The sequence below is a fragment of the Pseudomonas sp. AG1028 genome, assembly GCF_007993955.1.
GTDB classification, from domain to species: Bacteria; Pseudomonadota; Gammaproteobacteria; order Pseudomonadales; family Pseudomonadaceae; genus Aquipseudomonas; species Aquipseudomonas straminea.
The window spans coordinates 74,799-97,271 of sequence record NZ_VIVP01000010.1; the positions used below are offsets into that span (position 1 = coordinate 74,799).

The 22,473-nt window shown below is 63.1% G+C and carries 28 protein-coding genes; 15 read left to right on the forward strand and 13 right to left on the reverse strand.

Features of this window, described 5'->3' with window-relative positions:
- Positions 1-4: 4 nt before the first annotated feature.
- Genes mdcE through mdcA form a run of 5 tightly spaced genes read right to left on the reverse strand, consistent with a single transcriptional unit; the run spans position 5 to position 4,498 of the window.
- On the reverse strand, positions 5-811 hold the full coding sequence (gene mdcE, locus FB481_RS17470) for a biotin-independent malonate decarboxylase subunit gamma (protein ID WP_147177176.1): 807 nt from the start codon (positions 809-811) through the stop codon (positions 5-7).
- 2 nt (positions 812-813) lie between these two features.
- The gene (locus FB481_RS17475) at positions 814-1,665 is read right to left on the reverse strand and encodes a biotin-independent malonate decarboxylase subunit beta (protein WP_147177177.1); all 852 of its coding nucleotides are present in this window, start codon (positions 1,663-1,665) and stop codon (positions 814-816) included.
- Positions 1,658-1,957, reverse strand: a complete 300-nt coding sequence (locus FB481_RS17480) for a malonate decarboxylase subunit delta (RefSeq protein WP_037005700.1) — start codon at positions 1,955-1,957, stop codon at positions 1,658-1,660. Before FB481_RS17480 ends, FB481_RS17475 begins: the two co-directional genes overlap by 8 nt.
- A 1-nt stretch (position 1,958) precedes the next feature.
- The gene (locus FB481_RS17485) at positions 1,959-2,837 is read right to left on the reverse strand and encodes a triphosphoribosyl-dephospho-CoA synthase (RefSeq protein WP_147177178.1); all 879 of its coding nucleotides are present in this window, start codon (positions 2,835-2,837) and stop codon (positions 1,959-1,961) included.
- Positions 2,837-4,498, reverse strand: a complete 1,662-nt coding sequence (gene mdcA, locus FB481_RS17490) for a malonate decarboxylase subunit alpha (protein WP_147177179.1) — start codon at positions 4,496-4,498, stop codon at positions 2,837-2,839. Before mdcA ends, FB481_RS17485 begins: the two co-directional genes overlap by 1 nt.
- Positions 4,499-4,669: 171 nt before the next feature.
- Here mdcA and FB481_RS17495 point away from each other — a divergent pair, with 171 nt between their 5' ends.
- Entirely contained in the window at positions 4,670-6,202 is a 1,533-nt protein-coding gene (locus tag FB481_RS17495; RefSeq protein ID WP_147177180.1) for a sigma-54-dependent transcriptional regulator, read from the forward strand.
- A 62-nt stretch (positions 6,203-6,264) separates the two neighbouring features.
- On the opposite strand, the gene FB481_RS23230 is transcribed toward FB481_RS17495, so the two are convergent.
- Positions 6,265-6,663, reverse strand: a complete 399-nt coding sequence (locus tag FB481_RS23230) for a hypothetical protein (protein WP_178109895.1) — start codon at positions 6,661-6,663, stop codon at positions 6,265-6,267.
- Positions 6,664-6,767: 104 nt separating this feature from the next.
- Positions 6,768-7,235, reverse strand: a complete 468-nt coding sequence (locus FB481_RS17505) for a flavodoxin (protein ID WP_093507388.1) — start codon at positions 7,233-7,235, stop codon at positions 6,768-6,770.
- A gap of 121 nt (positions 7,236-7,356) precedes the next feature.
- On the opposite strand from FB481_RS17505, the gene FB481_RS17510 reads away from it, so the two are divergent.
- Positions 7,357-7,809 carry a PAS domain-containing protein gene (locus tag FB481_RS17510; protein ID WP_093507390.1) on the forward strand — a complete coding sequence of 151 codons (453 nt, stop codon included), beginning with the start codon at positions 7,357-7,359 and terminating at the stop codon, positions 7,807-7,809.
- 62 nt (positions 7,810-7,871) lie between these two features.
- The gene (locus FB481_RS17515) at positions 7,872-8,474 is read left to right on the forward strand and encodes a hypothetical protein (protein ID WP_093507392.1); all 603 of its coding nucleotides are present in this window, start codon (positions 7,872-7,874) and stop codon (positions 8,472-8,474) included.
- A gap of 6 nt (positions 8,475-8,480) precedes the next feature.
- Here FB481_RS17515 and FB481_RS17520 read toward each other — a convergent pair whose 3' ends face one another.
- The gene (locus FB481_RS17520) at positions 8,481-9,434 is read right to left on the reverse strand and encodes a MerR family transcriptional regulator (protein ID WP_147177181.1); all 954 of its coding nucleotides are present in this window, start codon (positions 9,432-9,434) and stop codon (positions 8,481-8,483) included.
- 388 nt (positions 9,435-9,822) lie between these two features.
- Between FB481_RS17520 and FB481_RS17525 the strand changes: the two genes are divergently transcribed.
- The 6 genes from FB481_RS17525 (at position 9,823) to FB481_RS17550 (ending at position 12,928) form a co-directional block, all read left to right on the forward strand.
- Positions 9,823-10,395 (forward strand): antibiotic biosynthesis monooxygenase, encoded by a 573-nt coding sequence (locus FB481_RS17525; protein WP_147177182.1) that lies wholly within the window; start codon positions 9,823-9,825, stop codon positions 10,393-10,395.
- A gap of 150 nt (positions 10,396-10,545) precedes the next feature.
- A complete protein-coding gene (folM, locus tag FB481_RS17530) occupies positions 10,546-11,256 on the forward strand; it encodes a dihydromonapterin reductase (protein ID WP_147177183.1) in 711 nt (236 codons plus the stop codon).
- Between the two features lie 20 nt (positions 11,257-11,276).
- Positions 11,277-11,837: a GTP cyclohydrolase I FolE gene (gene folE / locus FB481_RS17535; protein WP_093507400.1), complete on the forward strand. Its 561-nt coding sequence runs from the start codon at positions 11,277-11,279 to the stop codon at positions 11,835-11,837.
- Positions 11,838-11,839: 2 nt separating this feature from the next.
- Positions 11,840-12,211 carry a dihydroneopterin triphosphate 2'-epimerase gene (gene folX, locus FB481_RS17540; protein WP_070885581.1) on the forward strand — a complete coding sequence of 124 codons (372 nt, stop codon included), beginning with the start codon at positions 11,840-11,842 and terminating at the stop codon, positions 12,209-12,211.
- A gap of 76 nt (positions 12,212-12,287) precedes the next feature.
- Positions 12,288-12,590, forward strand: coding sequence for a DUF1244 domain-containing protein (locus FB481_RS17545; protein ID WP_093507402.1), 303 nt, complete (start codon positions 12,288-12,290; stop codon positions 12,588-12,590).
- Positions 12,587-12,928, forward strand: a complete 342-nt coding sequence (locus tag FB481_RS17550; RefSeq protein ID WP_093507404.1) for a HopJ type III effector protein — start codon at positions 12,587-12,589, stop codon at positions 12,926-12,928. The genes FB481_RS17545 and FB481_RS17550 overlap by 4 nt, the downstream gene beginning before the upstream one ends.
- A 191-nt stretch (positions 12,929-13,119) precedes the next feature.
- Here the strand turns inward: FB481_RS17550 and FB481_RS17555 are convergent, their stop codons facing one another.
- Both FB481_RS17555 and FB481_RS17560 read right to left on the reverse strand, forming a co-directional pair.
- Positions 13,120-14,337 carry an argininosuccinate synthase gene (locus tag FB481_RS17555; protein ID WP_013790449.1) on the reverse strand — a complete coding sequence of 406 codons (1,218 nt, stop codon included), beginning with the start codon at positions 14,335-14,337 and terminating at the stop codon, positions 13,120-13,122.
- A 99-nt stretch (positions 14,338-14,436) separates the two neighbouring features.
- Complete coding sequence (locus tag FB481_RS17560; protein WP_147177184.1) at positions 14,437-15,378, reverse strand: OmpA family protein; 942 nt, start codon at positions 15,376-15,378, stop codon at positions 14,437-14,439.
- 150 nt (positions 15,379-15,528) lie between these two features.
- On the opposite strand from FB481_RS17560, the gene pyrC reads away from it, so the two are divergent.
- The 5 genes from pyrC to bfr all read left to right on the forward strand — a co-directional run bounded on the left by pyrC (position 15,529) and on the right by bfr (position 19,281).
- A complete protein-coding gene (pyrC, locus tag FB481_RS17565; RefSeq protein ID WP_147177185.1) occupies positions 15,529-16,575 on the forward strand; it encodes a dihydroorotase in 1,047 nt (348 codons plus the stop codon).
- Positions 16,572-17,246 carry a ribonuclease T gene (gene rnt / locus FB481_RS17570; protein WP_147177186.1) on the forward strand — a complete coding sequence of 225 codons (675 nt, stop codon included), beginning with the start codon at positions 16,572-16,574 and terminating at the stop codon, positions 17,244-17,246. Before pyrC ends, rnt begins: the two co-directional genes overlap by 4 nt.
- Positions 17,247-17,251: 5 nt before the next feature.
- A complete protein-coding gene (gene argC / locus FB481_RS17575) occupies positions 17,252-18,184 on the forward strand; it encodes an N-acetyl-gamma-glutamyl-phosphate reductase (RefSeq protein ID WP_147177187.1) in 933 nt (310 codons plus the stop codon).
- A 210-nt stretch (positions 18,185-18,394) separates the two neighbouring features.
- A complete protein-coding gene (locus tag FB481_RS17580) occupies positions 18,395-18,613 on the forward strand; it encodes a bacterioferritin-associated ferredoxin (RefSeq protein WP_147177188.1) in 219 nt (72 codons plus the stop codon).
- 197 nt (positions 18,614-18,810) lie between these two features.
- Positions 18,811-19,281, forward strand: a complete 471-nt coding sequence (bfr, locus tag FB481_RS17585; protein WP_027909810.1) for a bacterioferritin — start codon at positions 18,811-18,813, stop codon at positions 19,279-19,281.
- A 234-nt stretch (positions 19,282-19,515) separates the two neighbouring features.
- On the opposite strand, the gene fpr is transcribed toward bfr, so the two are convergent.
- On the reverse strand, positions 19,516-20,295 hold the full coding sequence (gene fpr / locus FB481_RS17590) for a ferredoxin-NADP reductase (protein WP_013790442.1): 780 nt from the start codon (positions 20,293-20,295) through the stop codon (positions 19,516-19,518).
- Between the two features lie 120 nt (positions 20,296-20,415).
- On the opposite strand from fpr, the gene FB481_RS17595 reads away from it, so the two are divergent.
- Positions 20,416-21,342, forward strand: a complete 927-nt coding sequence (locus FB481_RS17595; RefSeq protein WP_147177189.1) for a LysR family transcriptional regulator — start codon at positions 20,416-20,418, stop codon at positions 21,340-21,342.
- Here FB481_RS17595 and FB481_RS17600 read toward each other — a convergent pair.
- Complete coding sequence (locus tag FB481_RS17600; protein ID WP_178109896.1) at positions 21,339-21,710, reverse strand: diacylglycerol kinase; 372 nt, start codon at positions 21,708-21,710, stop codon at positions 21,339-21,341. The two genes, FB481_RS17595 and FB481_RS17600, sit on opposite strands and share 4 nt — an antisense overlap.
- Positions 21,711-21,784: 74 nt before the next feature.
- Positions 21,785-22,435, reverse strand: a complete 651-nt coding sequence (gene erdR / locus FB481_RS17605) for a response regulator transcription factor ErdR (protein WP_147177190.1) — start codon at positions 22,433-22,435, stop codon at positions 21,785-21,787.
- Between the last annotated feature and the right edge of the window lie 38 nt (positions 22,436-22,473).

A 22,473-nucleotide genomic window follows, 5' to 3' on the forward strand; every position in this document is an offset into this window, starting at 1 on the left:
GCTCCTACCACTGCGCGCGCAGCAATTCGCGCACCTGCGAAGAGGCCGCACGGTTGGCGGCGCCCAGGCGGTTGCGCAAGTCAAGGGGGCTGGCGGCGATGTCGGCCAGCGCGCGACCCAGGGCGCCCTGCACATGGGTCAGGTCGGCAGCCGTGGGCTGCGTCACCTGCTCGACGTCGAGCACCTCGGCGAGCAGGCCGAGCGAGGCGTAGTTATCCAGGTCGTAAGCCATTGGCGGCACGCTGGCGGCCAGCGCTTCCAGCTCATCGACGCTGCGCAGGGTGATGCGCGCCGCGGCGGCCTTGCCCATGGCGTGCACCATCACCCCGGCATCGCGCAGGGCGATCAGTCGATTGGCCTGGTAGCCGTGGGCGAGAAAGGCGCCGGACATGGCCTTGCCGACCAGCAGACCGACCACCCCATGGCCGGCCAGACGGGCACGGGCATAAGCGTCCACCGCGCCGGCCAGGGCCTGATGAATGCCGTAGGCTTCTTCGCGACGGCCATAGGCCTGGCTCGGCACGTCGACGATGGCGATCAGTGCGCGCTTGTGCGCCTTGTCGCGATCCGCCTCGATGGCCTCGTCGACCGCCTGGGCCAGGCCCCAGCCTTCGAGCAGGCCGACCTCGCCGTTGCGAGCCCGGGGAAAGGGGTTGCCGGCATCGGCGATCACCGCCAGATAGCGCGCCGGCTGGCCGGCCAGCTCGCCGTCGGCTACCCGTAGCGAGGCGGGCAGCCCGGAAATCGGCTGCGCGTTGCCGGCCAAGGCGTTGAACCAGTGCAGGCCGCGTTGTTCCAGTGCAGTGGTCATGGTCATGCTCCCTGGTAGGCGCTGCGCACGGCAGCGGCATCGGCCTGGATCGAGGTGTCGACGTCACGCAGGCACTCGAGGAACCAGGCATGGCGACGGCTGCGCTCAAGCTCAGGCTTGCCCTTGGCGAACAGCCCATGCAGCTCGCTGCGAATGGCCTCAACGTCATCACTCACGTAGCCGTCGACCAGGCCGCTGGCGTGGCGCTGCTCGCCGCCGGTCAGGCTCCAGATAAAGGGGCGGTCGCGCGAGTCGTATTCATCCAGCCCGGCTTCCTGTTCGATCACCTGCGGGCCGTTGAGGCCCAGGCGCGCTTCGCGGGTCACCAGCAGATAGCTGCACAGCCCGGCAGCGATGGACATGCCACCGAAGCAGCCGACCGGGCCGGCGACCAGGCCGATCACCGGCTGATACTGGCGCAGCTCGACGATGGCAGCCTGGATCTCGGCGATGGCCGCCAGGCCCAGGTTAGCTTCCTGCAGGCGCACGCCACCGGTTTCCAGCAGCAACACGGCACGGGTCGGCGTACCGGCCTTATTGTCTTCAGCCGCCAGCTCCAGGGCACCGGCGATCTTCGCCCCACCCACTTCGCCGAGGCTGCCGCCCTGGAAGGCACCTTCGATGGCGATCACCACCGCAGACTGGCCGTCGATCAACCCCTTGGCCACCACCACGCCGTCATCGGCCTGCGGCACGATGCCCTGCTTGGGCAGCCAGGGCGACATCAGCCGGGCGAAGGGATCGAGCAGCTCGCGGAAGCTGCCGGCATCGAGCAGTGCGCGAGCTCGCCCGCGGGCACCGAGTTCAGTGAAGCTGCGCTGCGCCAGCAGGCGCGCAATGTTTTGCTCAGCCATGGTTCAGTTCCTCCAGGCCTTGCTCCAGGCGTAGGCGCACCACGCCGGGCGTGGCGCCAAAATCATGAATGGCGATGTTCAGCGCGGGCAGCTGCTGCTCACGGAACATGCGTTCGAACAAGAGCTGCCAGCGCGGTGCGCTGCCGTTCACCGAGGTCACCACCTGGATGGCCAGGGTGCCGGCCTGGCCGGGTTCGAGCAGCACTTCCAGGTCGCCGGAGCCAACGCAGCCCACCAGCGCGCGACCCTTGGCCGGTTGCCCGGCGGGGAATTGAAAAGACAGGGTTTCCATTTCACAGACTCCCAAGCTGCGCCGGCAGGCCATGCTGCAGGCGGTCGAGGAACAGGGTGGCGGCGAGCAGATCGGCAGCGCCGCCAGGCGAGGCACGCAGGCGCAGCATGTCGCGTTCGAGGTCACGCAAATGGCGACGGCCGTCGAGGCTGGCGCAACCGCCGGCAGCGAGCACCGCGCGGGCGCCGCTCTGCATGCTGACCAGCCCGGCCATGCCGGCGCGATAGAGCACGCAGGTGTCGGCCAGCTGGGTCATGATCGCCAGCAGCGCATCCAGGCGAGCGTTCTGCTCCCCTGCCCCGGCGGCGCGGCTGCGCGCCAGTTGCGGCAGCGCCTGCTGGATCACCGCCGGGAAGCCCAGCTGTGCTTCCTCACGGGCGCCATGCACACCGTACAGACGGCAGACCTGGGCGCCATGGCTGTCGCCAGTGACGGGCGCGGCGCGGTCATTGAGCAGGGCCAGGCGTGCGGCGCGCACCGCGACCTGTTCTGGTGCCAACTCGCAGGGTTCGAGTGCGGCAGCGGCACTGAGCAGCCCCAGCGCCCAGATCGCGCCGCGATGGGTGTTGACGCCGCCAGTGACGCGCAGCATCTCCACCTCACCTTCGCGACCGATGCGGCCAACGTCCTCACGCAGTGCCTGGTCGATGGCACCGCGTTGCTGCGCGGCATCGGCCATGGCCTTGAAGCTCGGCCACAGGGCCAGCGCCGAAGCGTGCATCAGGCCCAGGTGCAGATCGGTGTGCGCGCCACTGCCGCGCCGGTCGACCAGCCCTGGCTTGGGCGACAGGTCGGCCTCGTCGATCAGCGCGTCCACAGTCAGATCGGCCAGCCAGTCGCTCAGCGAAAGCTGGGGCTGAATTGCAGTGAGTGCATTCATCACCAGCTCCTGAACTTGGCAGGCGGGTTGTACAGACCGCCCGACCACTCGACCAGCTCGGCGATACTCTTGGCTGCGAGCAGTTCGCGGCTGGCATCGGTGCGACGGATGCCGAGGTCTTCGGGCAGGGCGATCAGCCCTTCACGGCGCATGCGTGCAGTGTCTTTCGGGTCGTGGCGCAGGCCGATGGAAGTGACGCCGGCCACCGCGGCGATCATCGCCTGGCGCTCCTCCAGGGTGCGCGCCTTGTACAGGTAGGCGATACCTTCCTCGGTAAGCAGGTGGGTGACGTCGTCGCCGTAGATCATGATCGGCGCCAGCGGCATGCCGACCTTCTGCGCCATCGCTACCGCATCGAGCTGCTCGACGAAGGTGGGTTTGCCGCCCTCCTGGAAGGTCTCGACCATCTGCACCACCAGCTTCTTGCCACGCTCGAGCAGCGGCGCGTCGCTGTCGCCTGGGCGCATGTCCAGCCAGGCAGGCGTCGAATGACGCCGACCGCGCGGGTCATGGCCCATGTTCGGTGCACCGCCGAAGCCGGCCAGGCGGCCACGGGTCACGGTGGAGGAATGACCATCACCGTCCACTTGCAGCGTGGCGCCGATAAACAGGTCGACCGCGTACTGCCCGGCCAGCTGGCACATCATGCGGTTGGAGCGCATCGAGCCGTCGCGACCGGTGAAGAACACGTCCGGGCGCTGGGCGATGTAACCCTCCATGCCCAGCTCGGTGCCGAAGCAGTGCACGCTTTCCACCCAGCCGGTCTCGATGGCCGGGATCAGCGTCGGGTGCGGGTTGAGCGTCCAATTGCGGCAGATCTTGCCCTTCAGCCCCAGCGATTCGCCGTAGGTCGGCAGGATCAGCTCGATGGCGGCAGTGTTGAAACCGATGCCGTGATTGAGCGACTGCACGTTGTGTTTTTCGTAGATGCCGCGGATCGCCATCATCGCCATCAACACATGCACCGACGTGATGTGGCGCGGATCGCGGGTAAACAGCGGCTCGATATAGAAGGGCTTGTCGGCCACCACCACGAAGTCGACCCAGGAAGCGGGGATGTCCACACGCGGCAGCTCGTCGACGATCTCGTTGACCTGGAAGATCACGATGCCGTCGGAGAAGGCGGTGGGTTCGACCAGCGCCGGAGTGTCCTCGGTGCTTGGGCCGGTGTAGATGTTGCCGTGGCGGTCGGCCTGGAAGCCGGCGACCAGCGCGACGTTGGGAATCAGGTCCACCAACAGGCGCGAGTAGAGTTCGATGTAGGTGTGGATGGCGCCGACTTCCAACAGGCCGTCTTCGAGCAACTGGCCGATGCGCAGGCTCTGCGGGCCGGCGAAGGAGAAGTCGAGCTTGCGGGCGATGCCGCGCTCGAACAGGTCGAGATGCTCGGCGCGGCTGACGCTGGGCATGATCATGTGCAGGTCGTGGAGGCGACCGGGATCGACCTGGGCCAGCGAGCGGGAGAGGAAATCCGCCTGCTTCTGGTTGTTGCCTTCGAGCACCACGCGGTCACCGGGCGCGATCAAGGCTTCGAGCGCCGCGACGATCTTGTCACCCGGCAGCACCACACCATCGGCGAGATGACGCACCTGGTCGAGCCGCCGCGTTTTCTCGACTCGGCGCCGCGACCATTGCGACGGTGGGGATATTGTTATTGTCATTGAAGACTCCACGAGTTCCGCTGTCGTGGAGGCACCTTAGAAGTCGCGGCGAAGGCCATCAATCAAGCCCGACGGCAGATCGTTACGCTCAGATTAACTATCCATGGCGGTTAACAGCCGCAGCGCAGACCGGGCATACTGCGCCACCGTTCTCCCCTCGCCCGGCTCGTCATGCGCATTCACGTCACCTTCATCGATCGCGTTGGAATCACCCAGGAAGTGCTCGCCCTGCTGGGCGGTCGCAACCTCAATCTCGACGCCGTGGAGATGGTGCCGCCCAACGTCTACATCGACGCACCGACGCTCAGCGCCGAAGTGCTCGACGAACTGCGCGATGCACTGTTCAAGGTGCGCGGCGTGCAGGCGGTGACGGTGGTCGACATCCTGCCGGGGCAACGTCGGCGCCTGCAGCTCGACGCCTTGCTGGCCGCCATGAGCGATCCGGTGCTGGCGGTCGATGGCGGCGGCCGTGTGCTGCTGGCCAACCCGGCGCTGATTGCCCTGTGCGGCCGGGAGCCGGAGGGCGAAGCGTTGGGCGAGCTGTTCGCCGACGCCGATCTGCATCAGGCGCTGCTCGACCAGCAGTTTCGCCTGCCGCTGCGCGAGGTGACGCTCAACGGCCAGGCGTTGTTGCTCGACGCCGCGCCGATCAGCGAAACCGCCGAAGCCGGCCAGTTGGCGGGTGCCCTGCTCACCCTTTACGAGCCCAGCCGCATCGGCGCGCGCCTCGCCGCGCTGCACCACGATCATGCCGAGGGATTCGATTCGCTGCTGGGCGACTCGCTGCCCATCCGCACCCTCAAGGCTCGCGCCCAGCGAGTGGCGACGCTCGATGCACCACTACTGATCCACGGCGAAACCGGCACCGGCAAGGAGCTGGTCGCGCGTGCCTGCCATGCCCTGAGCCCACGCCATGGCGCACCGTTCCTGGCACTCAACTGCGCGGCTTTGCCGGAAAGCCTCGCCGAGAGCGAACTGTTCGGCTACGCCCCCGGCGCCTTCACCGGCGCCCAGCGCGGCGGCAAGCCCGGGCTGCTGGAGCTGGCCAATCACGGCACGGTCTTTCTCGACGAGATCGGCGAGATGTCGCCGTACCTGCAGGCCAAGCTGCTGCGCTTTCTCAGCGACGGCACCTTTCGCCGGGTCGGTGGCGACCGCGAAGAGCGCGTGAACGTGCGCATCATCAGCGCCACGCACCGCGATCTGGAACGCATGGTCGCCGAGGGCGAATTTCGCGAGGATCTGTTCTACCGCCTGAACGTGTTGAACCTGCAAGTGCCGCCGTTGCGCGAACGCGGCCAGGACATCGTGCTGCTGGCTCGTCATTTCATGCAGCAGGCCTGCGCGCAGATTCAGCGCACCCAGTGCCGCCTGACGCCGGACACCTATCCGGCCCTGCTCGGCAATCGCTGGCCAGGTAACGTGCGTCAGTTGCAGAACGTGATCTTCCGGGCTGCCGCCATATGCGAAAGCAATCTGGTGCAGGTCGATGATCTGGACATTGCCGGCACGGCAGTGGCTCAGCAGCAATCGGGAGGAGAAGTGATCAGCCTGGAGGCGGCTGTATCGGCATTCGAGAAGGAGTTGCTGGAACGGCTCTACGTCAGCCATCCCTCGACGCGCCAATTGGCGGCACGCCTGCATACGTCACACAGTGCGATCGCCACGCGCCTGCGCAAATACGGAATCAAGGCCACTCGCTAGGGCCTGGCCATGGGCGGGTGTTCCCAACCCCTTGGGGTAGAAACACCCACGCCGATGAGCGCTTACTGGCTGGCGCCGCCGCCAGTGCCACCTGCACCGCCGCTACCACCGGTGCCGCCACCCATGCCGCCGCCGGTGCCGGTGCCGGTACCTGTCCCGGTGCCCGAACCTCCGGTGCCGCCACCGTTGGTACCGGTGCCGCCAGGCATCGGATCGGAACCAGCGCCCGTGCCATTGCCGGTCCCCGTTCCGGTGCCCGGGGTGGTGCTGGTGCCATCGGTACCAGGCGCAGGAGTGCCCGGGGTCATCATGCCGTTATCGGTAGGCGGGGCACCCGGTGTGGTCGACGGCTGCGGCGTAGTGGTGCCCGGGGCCGGCGCGCTGGAATCCGCAACGGCAGGCAGAACGGCACCGGCTAGCAGGCCGCTAAGTACGAGGGCAGGAATCTTCATCTTGTTCATTGTCGTCACCTTTCATCCAGTTGGTGGGCAAGCTCATCCGCTTTCTTCAATGAAAGCGAACGCTCCCTACACCCGACTGGCCGAGGTTCGACAACGTTCGTAAATCAGGATAAACGGTCGTTTTCCTGCAACATCTCGACAAATTCGCCGATCCACGGCTCCGCATCCTGCTCCGGGGTGACGCTTTCGCTGGCATCGATACGCAGCATCGGCAGCACTTCGCGCACGCCCAGTTCGCCATACAGTTCGCGGGCCTGTTCGCCGCCTGCGCAATAGGTATCGCCATAGCTGGAGTCGCCCAGGGCGATCACCCCGCCCGGCAGACCACTCCAGGCCGGCAGCTGATCGCGGATATGGTGATACAGCGGTTGCAGGTTATCCGGCAGCTCACCCATGCCGGTGGTCGACGTCACCACCAGAAAGGCTTCAGGGGCGAAAGCCTTGACCTCATCCAGGGTAGCGCGCGGGTTGTGCCAGGCTTGGATACCGGCCTTTTTGAGCAGCGACTCGGCATGCCGGGCCACTTCTTCAGCAGTGCCGTAAACCGAACCGGAAAGAATCGCGACTTTCATGAAAACTCCATCGATTAGAACTGCGCGCCATTATGCCGTATCACGCGGCGCTGCCGCGCACAGCGAAGCGGCATTAGGAGTACCTCTGATAGACTGGCGAAAATCGACGGGGGCGCTTGTGATGATCAATGCCAACTTGCTGCAACGGGTGGTCGAGGCTTCAAACGACGGCATCGTGGTCGCGGAACAGGAAGGCGATGACCACATTCTCATCTACGCAAACCCAGCCTTCGAAGCACTGACCGGCTACAACGGCGAAGAGATCCTCTATCAGGACTGCCGATTCCTGCAGGGCGAGGAGCGCGATCAGCCCGCCTTAAAGCTGATCCGCAAGGCCATCCACAGCCGCCAGCCCTGCCGTGAGGTGATTCGCAACTACCGCAAGGACGGCAGCACCTTTTGGAACGAGCTGTCGATCACCCCGGTTTTCAACGAAGCCGATCAGCTGACCTACTACATCGGCATCCAGAAGGACGTCAGCGAACACGTCGCCAATCAGCAGCGGGTCAAAGACCTCGAAGCCGAGCTGATGCAGGTGCGCGCCGAACTGGCAACGCTTAAAAACGCTCGGTAGCGGTAACGAAAGGGGTTGCGAGTTGTCACAAGGGAGCCCCACTCCCTTGCGTAGAAGCAGTCATGCAAGACTCGTCGCTGTTAACCCCGCTCGAAATGGAATTCATTCAACAGCTTACGGAAAGCGCTCCCACACCCGCCGAGCCAGAACCGGTTCTGCAGGTCGATGCTGCACGTCAGACCGCTGAGCTGCTGGCCAGTTGCGCTGCCAAGGAGCAGTTGACCATCGAAGCGCACATCGACAATCAACGCCTGACCTTCAAACCGCACCTGGTCACCGATGCCCATAACACACCGCATCTGGAGCTGGGCGTGCCGCAGATTTTCGAGGAAGGTTCCTTCAACCGCGCCTGGCGCCTGCCACTGGACCCGCCGCAGCCGTTACTGCGCCGTGACGGCCAGCCGAGCAGCCTGGAGATTCATGAACTTTCACTGAGCGGCCTGCTGGTGGCGCAAACCGCCAAGGCCTCGCCGCCGGAGCGCTTCAGCCTGGGTTTGGATATCGAGGATATCGAGCCGGTGATCCTGCAGGGCAGCCTGGTGCGCATTACCGACGAGGGTATGCTGGCCTACGAACTGGCGCTCGACGAAGACAGCAGCGAGCGCCTGCAGGCGCACCTGTACCAGCAGCACCGCAAGCTCTACCCCGAAGCGCACAGCCTCTAAGGCCACTTAGGTATCCAGCCGCCCGGTCAGAAACTGCCGCAGACGGCGTCTGATCAGTCGTCCGTCGCTGCCCAGACAAGCGATGGCCGAGCCGCGGAAGGTATCCTCCAAGAGATCGGCACCCTCGCCTACGATGGCCAGTGGGCATTCCAGGCTCATCGACAGACGCTCCAGCTGTTGCGCGGTGTCGGCGGCCGGCGCTTGATTGGAAAACACCACCACCGCCACCGGTTGCATCTTGTCGCATACCTGCGGCAGCTCTTCCAGCGCTTGCCCAATGCCAAGTACATACACCGCGGCGTCGGGCGGATTGAGCAACAGCCCGGTCACCAGCAACTCCAGCTCGCGGCAGCGCCCCGGCAACGCCACCAGCAACAGGCGACGGCCTGGCTCGTCCCGCAGGTTGTGCAGGCGCTGCAACACCCGGGTGCGCAGGTAGGTGTCGAAGAACAGCCACTCGCTGCCGTAGCCCGGCCGCCCGTAACGCAGCAACAAACGCTGCCAGAGCGGCATGATGATGTCTTGAAAGGTCACTGCTTGCGGATAGCTGGAAAACACCTGGCCGTAGACCCGATCAAGCTCGGCCTCGTCGAATGCCTGCACAGCCGCCAGTAGCCGCGTTTGCCACTGCGCCCACTCACCCGAGGTGGCCGATTCGTAAGTCGGCGTGACGCTGGCCTGAGTGGTTTCATTGCGCGCCAGGATGCGCCCAACCTTGCTAACCGGCACGCCGCGCTCGATCCACGCCAGTACGCTACGCACCATTTCCACGTCTGCCGGGGAATAAAGCCTGTGGCCACTGTCGGTGCGAACCGGCTGAATGAGGCCGTAGCGCCGCTCCCAGGCGCGCAGCGTCACCGGGTTCACGCCAGTCAAGCGCGACACCTCGCGGATCGGGAACAGGTCCTCTTCCTTAAAGGCATTGACGTTGAAAGGTGCGGAACCAACCAGATCGGACATAGAAAAAACCGTTGCTGAGGTCAGAATTTCACAAGTCTACTCCAGCTCGGGCCGCCATTGACGTTACTTGTACAGGCCCTGTACAGGCGATAAGAACTCCCGGCTGCTGTGCTCCCTAACGAATCCAGACTGCCCAAGCCGGTGCAAAGTTGAAGTGAATCGCGGGTGGCCGACTGGCGAATGCCGCTTTGGCCGACGAACGGCAAATTGCCTTTCGTCCCTGTAGATGCAGGCACCTGGCCATATTTTTCAGTTTGCCCGAAAAGGCCTCTAGCTAATTGGCCGGAAATAGGAATAATCCTTGCTGCAATCACGACGCGGCTCAACACCCCGAACCGCGTCTATCGCCTGGCCCTACCCTGGTCATGTGCTCAGCAGGAGATACACGATGTCTACCGAACCGGTCACCCTCATGGTGGCGCGCCGCGTCGCTGGCGAGCGCTATCACGACTTCATCGCCTGGCTGCGCGAAGGCGAGCAACTGGCTACCGACTTTCCCGGCTATCTGGGTTCGGGCGTACTCGCCCCGCCGCCTGGCGACGACGAATTCCAGATGATCTTCCGCTTCACCGACGAGCACACCATGGCCACCTGGGAGCACTCCGCTTCCCGCCGGACCTGGCTGGAGCGCGGCAAGGGCCTGTTCGCCCAACCCCACGAACATCGTGCCCTGGGTCTGGATGCCTGGTTCGGTAGCGGCGTGCGCCAGCCGCCGCGCTGGAAGCAGACCATCGCCATCTGGCTGGCGTTCTTTCCGGTTTCGCTATGTTTCAACCTGCTGTTTGGCGGTCTGCTGGCCGATGTGCCACTGGTCACCCGCATATTGCTAAGCACCCTGGCGCTGACGCCGCTGATGACCTACCTGTTCATTCCGCTGGTCACCCGCATGCTCGCCCCCTGGCTGCAAGGTACCCGCAGTGCAGCAATGCCGCGCCGCGCGAGCCCTTCGACAAACAGCTGAATCAGTACGCCGGCGCCTTACGGTGACGGCATTTCACTTTCCCGTAGAAGTCGAAGGGTTGTACAGGTTGTACGGCTGCTATAACGTTGTACAACCTGATTAGCCGGCATGCATTGCGGCGCCTCCTTCGTTCACCTGCGGTCGACTTCTATGAGCGCCAGCAACGCCCCGATTCTGATCACCGGTGCCAGTCAGCGCGTCGGTCTGCATTGCGCCGAACGCCTGCTCGACGACGGCCATCAGGTGATCCTCACCTTTCGCAGCGAAAGACCTGCTCTGCTACGCCTACGCGAGCGCGGTGCGCTGACCCTGCAAGCCGACTTTCGCGACGAAGCCAGCATCCTGGCCTTCATTAGCGAACTCAAAACACATACCGATAGCCTGCGCGCCATCGTGCACAACGCCTCGGCCTGGTTCGCCGAGGCGCCCGACGAGGAGGCCTCGGCCTTCACGCAGCTGTTCACCGTGCACATGCTGGCGCCCTACCTGATCAACCTGCACTGCGCCGAACTGCTGCAGCGCAGCGAGCAGGCAGACATCATCCACATCAGCGATGACGTGGTGCGCAAGGGTTCGAGCAACCGCCCGGCCTACTGCGCCAGCAAGGCAGGCCTGGACAGCCTAACCCTGTCGTTCGCGGCCCGCTTCGCGCCCGACATCAAAGTCAACGGCATCGCCCCGGCGCTGTTGATGTTCAACGAAGAAGACGACGCCCAATACCGCGCCAAGGCCCTGAGCAAATCCGCCCTGGGTTTCGAACCCGGCCCCCAGGTGATCTACCAGAGCCTGCGCTACTTGCTGGACAACCCCTACATCACTGGCACCACCCTGACCGTGAACGGCGGCCGCCATCTCAAATAAGCCGCTTTGAGGACCTGACGATGAACCCATTACTGCCCAACCATTACCGTGAAATCCTCGTTGGCCTCGGCGAGAATCCCGAGCGCGAAGGCCTGCTCGACACGCCCAAGCGCGCCGCCAAGGCCATGCAGTACCTGTGCAACGGCTACGAGAAGAGCCTGGAGGAAGTCGTCAACGGCGCGCTGTTCAGTTCGGAAAGCGATGAGATGGTGATCGTCAAGGACATCGAACTCTATTCGCTGTGCGAGCACCACCTGCTGCCTTTTATCGGCAAGGCGCACGTGGCTTACATCCCCACCGGCAAGGTGCTCGGCCTGTCGAAGATCGCGCGTATCGTCGACATGTACGCGCGCCGCCTGCAGATCCAGGAAAACCTCACCCGGCAGATCGCCACCGCCATCGAACAGGTCACCCAGGCCGCCGGCGTGGCCGTGGTGATCGAAGCCCAGCACATGTGCATGATGATGCGCGGCGTGGAGAAGCAGAACTCGGTGATGAGCACCTCGGTGATGCTCGGCGCCTTCCGCGAGTCCTACAATACCCGTCACGAATTCCTGCAACTGATCGGACGGAGCAAGTAAACATGCCCAGACTCGAACCCGGCATGGCGCGCATCCGCGTCAAGGACCTGCGCCTGCGCACCTTCATCGGCATCAAGGAAGAGGAGATCAACAACAAGCAGGACGTGTTGATCAACCTGACCATCCTCTACCCTGCCGTCGACGCGGTGCGTGATAACGACATCGAGCATGCACTCAACTACCGCACCATCACCAAGGCCATCATCGCCCACGTGGAAGGCAACCGCTTCGCCCTGTTGGAGCGACTGACCCAGGAGATTCTCGACCTGGTGATGACCCACGAGGCCGTGCGCTATGCCGAAGTGGAGGTCGACAAGCCCCACGCGCTGCGCTTCGCCGAGTCGGTATCGATCACCCTCGCCGGGCATCGCTGAGCCATCGGCCGCCCGGTTGCCGAGCGGCCTGCCGGCTTCTATCATCGCCGCCATCCCTCCCGGAGAGAGCATCGCCATGAACGACCAACAACGCCTCGAACTGGAAGCTGCCGCCTATCGCCGCCTGGTTCAGCATCTGCGTGAACGCCCGGACGTGCAGAACATCGACCTGATGAACCTAGCCGGTTTCTGCCGCAACTGCCTGTCCAAATGGTACAAGGCCGCAGCCGACGACCTGGAAATCGCCATCACTCCGGATCAGGCCCGCGAAGAGGTCTACGGCATGCCCTACGCCGAGTGGAAAGCCAAGTACCAGACCGAAGCCAGCCAGGAGCAGCAGGCTGCCTTCAACGCCAAGAACCCGAAAGGATCCGCATGAGCCACCTGAACGATTTCCGCACACGCCTGGGCGCCGAGCATTTCGCCTTCGCCGAAACCCTAGCTTTTATTGCTGAGCATTACGACTACCAGCAGAGCGCCTTTCGTAACGGCGAAATGGAAAACGCTGCTGGGCAGAACGAAGGTTCGTGCAAGACCTTGGGCCTGGCCCTGCTCGAAGGCCTGAGCGATCAGGAAGCCCTGCAGTGCTTTGGCGAGCACTACCGCAGCGTTTTGGCCACGCCCGAAGGCAGTGACCATGGCAACATCCGCGCCCTGATGAAGAGCGGCTTGGCCGGCGTTGCGTTCGACCAGCAACCATTGACTCGCAAAGCCTGACGATCTCCCCTCACCCGCCAGCACGCCTGGCGGGCATTCCCCGCCCCAAATCATCACGCCCACAGCCAATCGCCCCTGCCGGCCGTAGAGCCAGAGCGGTGAAAGAGGTGCGGGTGATGGAAACAGAGTCGTGAATCGCCCAGCGCAGCCCCGACGAATGCGGGGCTGCGCTGTGAGCGGGATGCCAGCGTTTACAGCAGCTTGCGATCCTTACCGGCTGCGATGCGCAGACGCAGGGCGTTGAGCTTGATGAAGCCCGCCGCGTCGGCCTGGTTATAGGCACCGCCGTCTTCTTCGAAGGTGGCGATGTTGGCATCGAACAGCGAATCGTCGGACTTGCGGCCGACAACGATGACGTTGCCCTTGTACAGCTTCAGGCGAACCACACCGTTCACGCTGGCCTGAGATGCGTCGATCATCTGTTGCAGCATCAGACGCTCCGGGCTCCACCAGAAACCGTTGTATATCAGGCTGGCGTACTTGGGCATCAGTTCGTCTTTGAGGTGAGCGACTTCGCGGTCCAGAGTGATCGACTCGATGGCACGGTGAGCCTTGAGCATGATGGTGCCGCCCGGGGTTTCATAGCAGCCACGGGACTTCATGCCGACGAAACGGTTCTCGACGATGTCCAACCGGCCGATGCCGTTCTCGCCGCCGATGCGGTTCAGTTCGGCCAGCACGGTGGCCGGGCTCAGTTCCTTGCCGTCGATGGCGACGATGTCACCGGCCTTGTAGGTCAGCTCGATGTAGGTCGGGGTATCCGGCGCCGCTTCCGGCGACTTGGTCCAACGCCACATGTCTTCTTCGTGCTCGGTCCAGGTGTCTTCCAGCACGCCGCCTTCGTAGGAGATGTGCAGCAGGTTGGCATCCATGGAGTACGGCGACTTCTTCTTGCCGTGACGCTCGATCGGGATGGCGTGCTTCTCGGCGTAGTCCATCAGCTTCTCGCGCGACAGCAGATCCCACTCGCGCCACGGGGCGATGACCTTGACGCCTGGCTTGAGCGCGTAGGCGCCCAGCTCGAAACGTACCTGGTCGTTACCCTTGCCAGTCGCGCCGTGGGAGATGGCGTCGGCGCCAGTCTCGTTGGCGATCTCGATCAGGCGCTTGGCGATCAGCGGACGGGCGATGGAGGTACCCAGCAGGTACTCGCCTTCGTAGATGGTGTTGGCGCGGAACATCGGGTAGACGAAATCACGCACGAACTCTTCGCGCAGGTCGTCGATGTAGATTTCCTTGACGCCCATGGCCTGAGCCTTGGCGCGGGCCGGCTCGACCTCTTCGCCCTGGCCGAGATCGGCGGTGAAGGTCACCACTTCACAGTTATAGGTATCTTGCAGCCACTTGAGGATCACCGAGGTGTCCAGGCCACCGGAATAGGCCAGAACTACCTTTTTGACGTCCGCCATGCCATCCACTCCACGGGGTTGTTCGAAAGCCCGTGATTCTACTGCCCATGGCCGCCGATTTACAGGGGCGCGACAGGCGATGGCGTCGAAGCGACAGGCTCAGGAGGTGGAAGCCGGAGTTGCCGGCACCGGCGGCGCTGCGGGTGCGGCCTGCTCGGTCGGCTGCACCGGCGCCTCCGGCACCCTGTCCAGGCGCACGGACACCCGGCGGTTCTTGTCACGGTTGGCAGGACTGTTGTTGGGCACCAGCGGATAACGCTCGCCATGAAAACGCATGATGATGCGTTCGTCTGGCACTCCCTGGGCCTTCAGGTAATCCATCACGGCCAGGGCACGGCGGCGCGACAAGTCGCGGTTGGTAAGGCGATTGCCGCTGTTGTCGGAATGCCCGTCCAGCTCGATGCGGTTGACCGTGGGGTCGGCCTTCATGAAGTCGAGAATGATCTCAAGCTTGGCCTTGGCCATGGCATCGAGCTCGGTGCCACCGCCAGGAAAACCGATGTTGGACTGGCGCACCTGGTCGAAATTGACCGGCAGCAGCTTTGTCGTGCAGTTGAGGTAATCCTCGTAGGCCTTGCGAAAACGCACCGGCAACAGCCGCACTTCCAGGCTCTCTCCGCCCATGGAAGTGCGATGGCGTACCAGCGGGCTGCGCCCCTCCAGCAGGCCGGTAAGCAGGCGCCCGGCCTGTTCCTGGCTGCTGTTGAACGGCACCTCGCCACTGACCACGCTGACTGCGCCCAGATTGATATCGCCGCGCCCCGGCTGCCACGGCGCCGCGGCCGCCAGCAAGGTGGCCGAGCCGCTGCCCAGCCAGCGCTCGCGAACCTGCAGGCGGAAGGTGGCCTGCTCGCCAGCGCGCCGCACGAATTCTCCAGCACCGAAATCGGTGATTGGCTGGCTAAGGCGGCACTCGAACTTGTCGCCAGCCACCTGCCACTCGACCTTTTCCAGGCGGGTCTGGAAGCTGATCGCCATGGCAGGCAGGCTCGCGCCAGCACTGACGATCAATCCGATGAGAAGGAAAAGAGGCTGACGCACAGCGAGCTCCGGGAAAAACGACCACGTACCCTCTGGGTATCGGTGGCCACCGGGAAAACTTGAGTGCGCAGCCTGCCTATCTGCGGCGTGCCCCCGTCGCCCTTTTCCGGTAGCATTCCGGGCATGTTTTCGCCCCGCCTGGAAGCCTCAATGACCGATCGCATCACCCTGCTGCGTCCTGACGACTGGCACATTCACCTGCGCGACGGCGCCGTACTGCCGCACACCGTTGCCGATGTGGCCCGCACCTTCGCTCGCGCGATCATCATGCCCAACCTGGTTCCGCCGGTGCGCAACGCCGTCGAGGCGGGCGAGTATCGCCAGCGCATTCTCGCCGCACGGCCAGCCGGCAGCCAGTTCGAGCCGCTGATGGTACTTTACCTCACCGACCGCACCACGGGCGACGATATCCGCGCTGCCAAAGCCAGCGGTTACGTGTATGCGGCGAAGATGTACCCGGCGGGCGCGACGACCAACTCCGACTCCGGCGTCACCAGTCTGGACAACATCAGCGGCGCCCTGGAAGCCCTGGCGGAAACCGGCCTGCCGCTGCTGGTGCACGGCGAGGTGACCCGCTCGGAAATCGACGTGTTCGACCGAGAGAAAGCCTTCATCGACGAGCACCTGTGCCGCGTCGTCGAGCGCTTCCCGACGCTCAAGGTGGTGTTCGAGCACATCACCACCGCCGATGCCGCGCAGTTCGTCAAGGAAGCGCCGGCCAACGTCGGTGCGACCATCACCGCCCAGCACCTGCTGTATAACCGCAACCACATGCTGGTCGGCGGCATTCGCCCGCATTTCTATTGCCTGCCGATCCTCAAGCGCAACACCCACCAGCAGGCGCTGCTGGATGCGGCCACCAGCGGCAGCCCGAAATTCTTCCTGGGCACCGACTCGGCGCCCCACGCCAAGCACGCCAAGGAAAACGCCTGCGGTTGTGCCGGCTGCTACACCGCCTATGCAGCCATCGAGCTGTACGCCGAGGCGTTCGAGGAGCGTGGTGCGCTGGACAAACTGGAAGGTTTTGCCAGCCACTTCGGCCCGGACTTCTATAGCTTGCCGCGCAACACCGACACCATCACCCTGGTGCGTGAACCCTGGGTCGCGCCGGCCAGCCTGCCGTTCGGCGAGCAGACGGTGATTCCGCTGCGCGCCGGCGAAACCCTGCGCTGGCGCCTGCTGGAGGCCGGTCAATGACTGAAGAACTGTACGACGACGAACAGGACCTGCCGACCAGCAGCGGCGCACGCCACCCAATGGCCGCGCGCTTTCGTGGCTACCTGCCGGTGGTCGTGGATGTCGAGACCGGCGGTTTCAATAGCGCCACCGACGCCCTGCTGGAAATTGCCGCCACCACAGTCGGCATGGATGAAGGTGGCTTCCTGTACCCGGACCACACCTACTTCTTCCGGGTCGAGCCGTTCGAGGGTGCCAATATCGAACAGGCGGCGCTGGATTTCACCGGCATCAAGCTCGACCATCCACTACGCATGGCGGTCAGCGAAGAGCATGCGCTGACGGAAATCTTCCGTGGCCTGCGCAAGTCCCTCAAGGCCAACGGCTGCAAGCGTGCCATTCTGGTCGGCCATAACAGCAGCTTCGACCTGGGTTTTCTGAACGCTGCGGTCGCCCGCTGCGACCTCAAGCGCAACCCCTTCCACCCCTTCTCCAGCTTCGACACCGCGAGCCTCGCCGGCCTCGCCTACGGCCAGACCGTCCTGGCCAAGGCCTGCCAGGCCGCCGGCATCGAGTTCGATGGCCGTGAAGCCCACTCCGCCCGCTATGACACCGAGAAGACCGCCGAGCTGTTCTGCGGCATCGTCAATCGCTGGAAGGAAATGGGCGGCTGGGAAGACTTCGACGAGTGAATGCCATGAAAAAATATCAGATCTTCATCGATGGTCAGGCCGGCACCACTGGCCTGCAGATTCGCCAGCGCCTGGCCAATCATCCGCAGATCGAAGTGGTCACCATCGACCACGACAAGCGCCGCGACGTGGACGCCAAGCTCGCGCTGATGCGTTCGGTCGACATCACCGTATTGTGCCTACCTGACGACGCAGCCAAGGAAACTGCCGCCCAGGCCCGCGAAGTTGGCTGCCGCGTGCTGGACGCCAGCTCCGCCCACCGCACCGCCAGCGACTGGGTGTTCGGCATGGCCGAACTGGCCAAGGGTCAGCGCGAAGCGATCGCCAAGGCGCGCGCCGTCAGCAACCCGGGCTGCTACGCCACCGGCGCCATCCTGCTGCTGCGCCCGCTGATAGATGCAGGCCTGCTGACTGCAGATCGCGAGCTGTGCATCAACGCGGTATCCGGCTACACCGGCGGCGGCACCAAGATGGTCGAGCGCTATGAAGGTGAAGGCGCGCCAGTCTACGCCGCCTACGGCCTGGGCTTCGATCACAAGCACATTCCGGAGATCCAGCACTGGAGCGGCCTCAAGGCGCGCCCGATCTTCCAGCCGGCGGTCGGCAGCTACGACCAGGGCATGCTGGTGATGGTCCCGCTGCAGGGCAGCAACGGCGCCGAGCTGCACAAAGCGCTGGCCGGCTACTACCGGGGCGAGCAGTTCGTGCAGGTGCAGCCCTACAACGAGATCGCCGCGGACACCGCACCGTTCATCACGCCCCACGGCCTGAACGGCAGCAACCGCGCCGAACTGCAGGTATTCGGCGCCGCCAACGGCCAGCAGGCGCTGCTGGTGGCCAAGCTCGACAACTTGGGCAAGGGTGCCTCGGGCGCTGCCGTGCAGAACCTGAACATCATGCTCGGGCTTGAAGAAGGACTCTGCACGCAGATCGGCTGAGCCCTGCCCGTCCCCGAAAAAACCGGCCACATGCCGGTTTTTTTATTGCCTGCATGTCAGCTGTCCAGCCGATTTGCAGGGCCGTTTACCAGCGTAGAGTACCGCCTGTCCAAAGTGTGCCAATCAAGAGTCGGTTTATCTTTGACACGCATTCTCATTAACATTAGTATCCTTCGCCATCAGCCACAGCCAAGCGACGGGCCCAAGCCTATGTACGTCTGCCTCTGCGAAGGTGTCACCGACGGTCAGATCCGCGAAGCAATCTATGAAGGTTGCTGCAGCTACCGTGAAATCCGTGAAACGCTGGGCGTTGCCAGTCAGTGTGGCAAATGCGCGTGCCTGGCCAAGCAAGTGGTGCGCGACACGTTGAGCGAAGTGCAGCAAAGCCAGGGCGTAATGGCCTACTCGGGAAATTTTGTTGCAGCTTGAATCGCCCTGTTTTGAAGAACCGGATCTCGCATCCGGTTTTTTTATGCCTGAAATTCAATGAGTTAGCGCCAAGACGCACAACTTAAACACTCTCATTTATATTTATTTTCACTTATATTTCAATAACTTACGTTTGACAGCCGTATTGTGCAAGCCCAGAATTCGCCATCGGTTACTCAATTTCGGTGGGCATGCACATGAAAGGCGACAAGAAGGTCATCCAACATTTGAACAAGATCCTCGGCAACGAGCTGGTCGCGATCAACCAGTACTTCCTGCACGCCCGCATGTACGAAGACTGGGGCCTCACCAAACTCGGCAAGCACGAGTACCACGAGTCCATCGACGAGATGAAGCACGCCGACAAGCTCATCAAGCGCATTCTGTTCCTGGAGGGCCTGCCCAACCTGCAGGATCTGGGCAAGATCCTGATCGGCGAGAACACTCAGGAAATGCTCGAGTGCGACCTGAAGATCGAACACAAGGCGCACATCGACCTGAAAGAAGCCATCGCCTACTGCGAAAGCGTCGGCGACTACGCCAGCCGTGAACTGCTCGAAGATATCCTCGAGTCCGAGGAAGAACATATCGACTGGCTGGAAACCCAGCTGAGCCTGATCAAGGCTGTTGGTCTGCAGAATTACCTGCAGTCGCAGATGGACGAGTGATTGGAAGCAGTTGCTGGAAAACGGGAGTCTTGACTCCCGTTTTTTATGCCTGTGATCTGGGCACAAAAAAAACCGGAGCGCCTAAAGACGCTCCGTTTTTTTACTGACTCAGGGAGCTTGCGAGCTAGAGCCATGCAAGGCGAAAACTGGCGAAAAAGCGGAGTGTACTTTTGTACATGAGCATTTTGAGTCAGTTTTCAACGCAGCAGGGCCGACGCGCAGCTGCTCAACAGATCACTTCTCGACGAAGGCGCGCTCGATCAGGTAGTCACCCGGTTCGCGCATACGCGGCGAAATCTTTAGGCCAAAGCTGTCGAGCACTTCGCTGGTTTCGTCGAGCATGCTCGGGCTACCGCAGATCATCGCGCGGTCATCCTGGGGGTTGATCGGCGGCAGGCCGATGTCCGCGAACAGCTTGCCGCTGCGCATCAGGTCGGTCAGGCGACCCTGGTTCTCGAACGGCTCGCGGGTCACGGTGGGGTAATAGATCAGCTTTTCCTTCAGCGCCTCGCCGAAGAATTCGTTCTGCGGCAGGTGCTCGGTGATGAATTCGCGGTACGCCACTTCGTTTACGTAGCGCACACCGTGAACCAGGATCACCTTCTCGAAACGCTCATAGGTTTCCGGGTCCTGAATCACGCTCATGAAGGGTGCCAAGCCGGTGCCGGTGCTGAGCAGGTACAGATGCTTACCGGGGTTGAGGTCATCGAGCACCAGAGTGCCGGTGGGCTTTTTGCTGATAATGACTTCGTCACCTTCCTTGAGGTGCTGCAGCTGGGAAGTCAGCGGACCATCCGGCACCTTGATGCTGAAGAACTCCAGATGCTCTTCCCAATTCGGGCTGGCGATGGAATAAGCGCGCATGAGCGGACGGCCGTTTTCCTGCTGCAGGCCGATCATCACGAACTGGCCATTCTCGAAGCGCAGGCCCGGGTCGCGGGTGCACTTGAAGCTGAACAGCGTGTCATTCCAGTGGTGAACACTCAGAACGCGTTCGTGGTTCATGTTGCTCATGTACGGGGGCTCCTGAAAAGTCGGGGCGCTGATGTTAAAGCGCAATTGCGCGGCATTCTAATCGCGCCCAGAATATCTGTTAAATGAATTATCAAGATATGGGTTATCGGTTATATAGATATGCGATTTACACTTCGTCAGCTCCAGGTCTTCGTTGCCGTCGCTCAGCAGGAGAGCGTGTCCCGGGCTGCTTCCCAGCTCGCCCTGTCGCAATCGGCCGCCAGTACCTCGATCACCGAACTGGAACGGCAATCGAGCTGCCAGCTGTTCGACCGCGCCGGCAAGCGCCTGAGCCTCAATGCCTTGGGCCGCCAGTTGTTGCCCCAGGCGGTCGCACTGCTCGATCAGGCGAAGGAAATCGAAGACCTTCTGAACGGCAAATCCGGCTTCGGTTCACTGGCAGTGGGCGCCACCCTGACCATCGGCAATTACCTGGCCACCTTGCTGATCGGCGGTTTCATGAAGGTCCACCCGGAAAGCCAGGTGAAACTGCACGTACAGAACACCGCGCATATCGTGCAGCAGGTGGCCCACTACGAAATTGACCTGGGTCTGATCGAAGGCGACTGCAACCACCCTGACATCGAGGTGCAGAGCTGGGTCGAGGACGAGCTGGTGGTGTTCTGTGCGCCGCAGCACCCGCTGGCGCAACGCGGTCAGGTGGGCATTCGCGAATTGAGCGGCCAAGACTGGATCCTGCGTGAACAGGGCTCTGGAACCCGACTGACCTTCGACCAGGCTATGCGCCACCACTCCGCATCCCTCAACGTGCGCCTCGAGTTGGAACACACCGAGGCAATCAAGCGCGCCGTGGAGTCCGGCCTGGGCATCAGCTGCATTTCACGGCTGGCGCTGCGCGACGCCTTTCGCCGCGGCAGTCTGGTACCGGTAGAAACGCCGGACCTAGACCTGCGCCGGCAGTTCTATTTCATCTGGCACCGGCAGAAGTACCAGACTGCCGCCATGCGCGAGTTTCTCGACATGTGCCGGGCACTGACCGCCGGCATTCGTCGTAGCGACGAGATCGTACTGCCCGAAGTCCGCTAGCCAAGCAGGATAAGCGCCCACACGCTACCGATCAGCGTCAGGGCCACCAGTTGAGCGGCGCTGCCCATATCCTTGGCGGTTTTGGACAACGGATGCAAATCCAGAGAGATGCGGTCGATGGCGGCCTCGACGGCCGAATTGAGCAGCTCGACAATCAACGCCAGGAGGCAAACGGCGACCATCAGCGCGCGCTCGACCCGGCTGACATCGAGCAATAGCGCAACGGGGATCAGCACCACGTTGAGCAGCACCAGCTGACGGAAGGCTGCCTCGCCAGTAAACGCCGCACGCAGACCATCGAGCGAATAGCCTGCAGCGTTGAGGACACGCTTTAAACCGGTTTGACCTTTGAACGGTGACATGGGCATCGGACTATGACGGGAAAGGCGCGCAGGGTACGCGAGCGTACCGTGAAAATCTCGTGAAATGCGCCAGCAACGCGTCAGGCGGCCGGCACGCTCTCCAGTTGCTGCAACAGCAATGCCGCCTGGGTGCGGGTGCGCACGCCTAGTTTGCGGAAGATGGCCGTCACGTGAGCCTTGACCGTCGCTTCGGAAACGCTCAGTTCATAGGCGATCTGCTTGTTCAGCAGCCCTTCGCAGACCATGGTCAGCACGCGAAATTGCTGGGGCGTCAGGCTGGCAAGCCCGGCGCTGGCGGCCTTGGCTTCGCTGGACAGGCTGACCGCCTCCTCGCTTTGCGGTGGCCACCATACCTCGCCTTCCAGCACCTGGCGCACGGCCTTCTGAATCACTTCGAGGGAGCTGGATTTGGGAATGAAACCGCTGGCGCCGAACTCACGGGCACGTACCACTACCGCCGCTTCTTCCTGAGCGGAGATCATCACCACCGGAATCTGCGGGTATTGCCCACGCAGCAGCACCAGCCCGGAGAACCCGTAGGCGCCGGGCATGTTGAGGTCGAGCAGAACCAGATCCCAATCGGTCTTCTCGGCCAGCCGGGCTTCCAGCTCGGCGATGCTGGCGACCTCCACCAGGCGCGCGCCAGCGCCCAGGCCCAGCGTCAGGGCCTGCTGCAGCGCACTGCGAAACAGCGGATGATCATCGGCAATCAGGATTTCGTAAGCGACCATGGCAGATCCTGTTCTTCTTATAGGCATACCGTGCTGCA

Bases quoted from the DNA above. Each gene is read 5' to 3' on its own strand.
- FB481_RS17525 (WP_147177182.1), top strand. From the start codon at position 9,823: ATGTCTACCGAACCGGTCACCCTCATGGTGGCGCGCCGCGTCGCTGGC.
- mdcA (WP_147177179.1), bottom strand. From the start codon at position 4,498: ATGACAATAACAATATCCCCACCGTCGCAATGGTCGCGGCGCCGAGTC.
- FB481_RS17545 (WP_093507402.1), top strand. From the start codon at position 12,288: ATGAACGACCAACAACGCCTCGAACTGGAAGCTGCCGCCTATCGCCGC.
- FB481_RS17600 (WP_178109896.1), bottom strand. From the start codon at position 21,710: ATGCCCATGTCACCGTTCAAAGGTCAAACCGGTTTAAAGCGTGTCCTC.
- pyrC (WP_147177185.1), top strand. From the start codon at position 15,529: ATGACCGATCGCATCACCCTGCTGCGTCCTGACGACTGGCACATTCAC.
- FB481_RS17505 (WP_093507388.1), bottom strand. From the start codon at position 7,235: ATGAAAGTCGCGATTCTTTCCGGTTCGGTTTACGGCACTGCTGAAGAA.
- FB481_RS17495 (WP_147177180.1), top strand. From the start codon at position 4,670: ATGCGCATTCACGTCACCTTCATCGATCGCGTTGGAATCACCCAGGAA.
- FB481_RS17555 (WP_013790449.1), bottom strand. From the start codon at position 14,337: ATGGCGGACGTCAAAAAGGTAGTTCTGGCCTATTCCGGTGGCCTGGAC.
- FB481_RS17580 (WP_147177188.1), top strand. From the start codon at position 18,395: ATGTACGTCTGCCTCTGCGAAGGTGTCACCGACGGTCAGATCCGCGAA.
- FB481_RS17480 (WP_037005700.1), bottom strand. From the start codon at position 1,957: ATGGAAACCCTGTCTTTTCAATTCCCCGCCGGGCAACCGGCCAAGGGT.
- folM (WP_147177183.1), top strand. From the start codon at position 10,546: ATGAGCGCCAGCAACGCCCCGATTCTGATCACCGGTGCCAGTCAGCGC.
- argC (WP_147177187.1), top strand. From the start codon at position 17,252: ATGAAAAAATATCAGATCTTCATCGATGGTCAGGCCGGCACCACTGGC.
- bfr (WP_027909810.1), top strand. From the start codon at position 18,811: ATGAAAGGCGACAAGAAGGTCATCCAACATTTGAACAAGATCCTCGGC.
- folE (WP_093507400.1), top strand. From the start codon at position 11,277: ATGAACCCATTACTGCCCAACCATTACCGTGAAATCCTCGTTGGCCTC.
- mdcE (WP_147177176.1), bottom strand. From the start codon at position 811: ATGACCACTGCACTGGAACAACGCGGCCTGCACTGGTTCAACGCCTTG.
- erdR (WP_147177190.1), bottom strand. From the start codon at position 22,435: ATGGTCGCTTACGAAATCCTGATTGCCGATGATCATCCGCTGTTTCGC.
- FB481_RS17550 (WP_093507404.1), top strand. From the start codon at position 12,587: ATGAGCCACCTGAACGATTTCCGCACACGCCTGGGCGCCGAGCATTTC.
- FB481_RS17515 (WP_093507392.1), top strand. From the start codon at position 7,872: ATGCAAGACTCGTCGCTGTTAACCCCGCTCGAAATGGAATTCATTCAA.
- FB481_RS17485 (WP_147177178.1), bottom strand. From the start codon at position 2,837: ATGAATGCACTCACTGCAATTCAGCCCCAGCTTTCGCTGAGCGACTGG.
- FB481_RS17510 (WP_093507390.1), top strand. From the start codon at position 7,357: ATGATCAATGCCAACTTGCTGCAACGGGTGGTCGAGGCTTCAAACGAC.
- FB481_RS23230 (WP_178109895.1), bottom strand. From the start codon at position 6,663: ATGAACAAGATGAAGATTCCTGCCCTCGTACTTAGCGGCCTGCTAGCC.
- fpr (WP_013790442.1), bottom strand. From the start codon at position 20,295: ATGAGCAACATGAACCACGAACGCGTTCTGAGTGTTCACCACTGGAAT.
- FB481_RS17475 (WP_147177177.1), bottom strand. From the start codon at position 1,665: ATGGCTGAGCAAAACATTGCGCGCCTGCTGGCGCAGCGCAGCTTCACT.
- FB481_RS17520 (WP_147177181.1), bottom strand. From the start codon at position 9,434: ATGTCCGATCTGGTTGGTTCCGCACCTTTCAACGTCAATGCCTTTAAG.
- FB481_RS17595 (WP_147177189.1), top strand. From the start codon at position 20,416: ATGCGATTTACACTTCGTCAGCTCCAGGTCTTCGTTGCCGTCGCTCAG.
- folX (WP_070885581.1), top strand. From the start codon at position 11,840: ATGCCCAGACTCGAACCCGGCATGGCGCGCATCCGCGTCAAGGACCTG.
- rnt (WP_147177186.1), top strand. From the start codon at position 16,572: ATGACTGAAGAACTGTACGACGACGAACAGGACCTGCCGACCAGCAGC.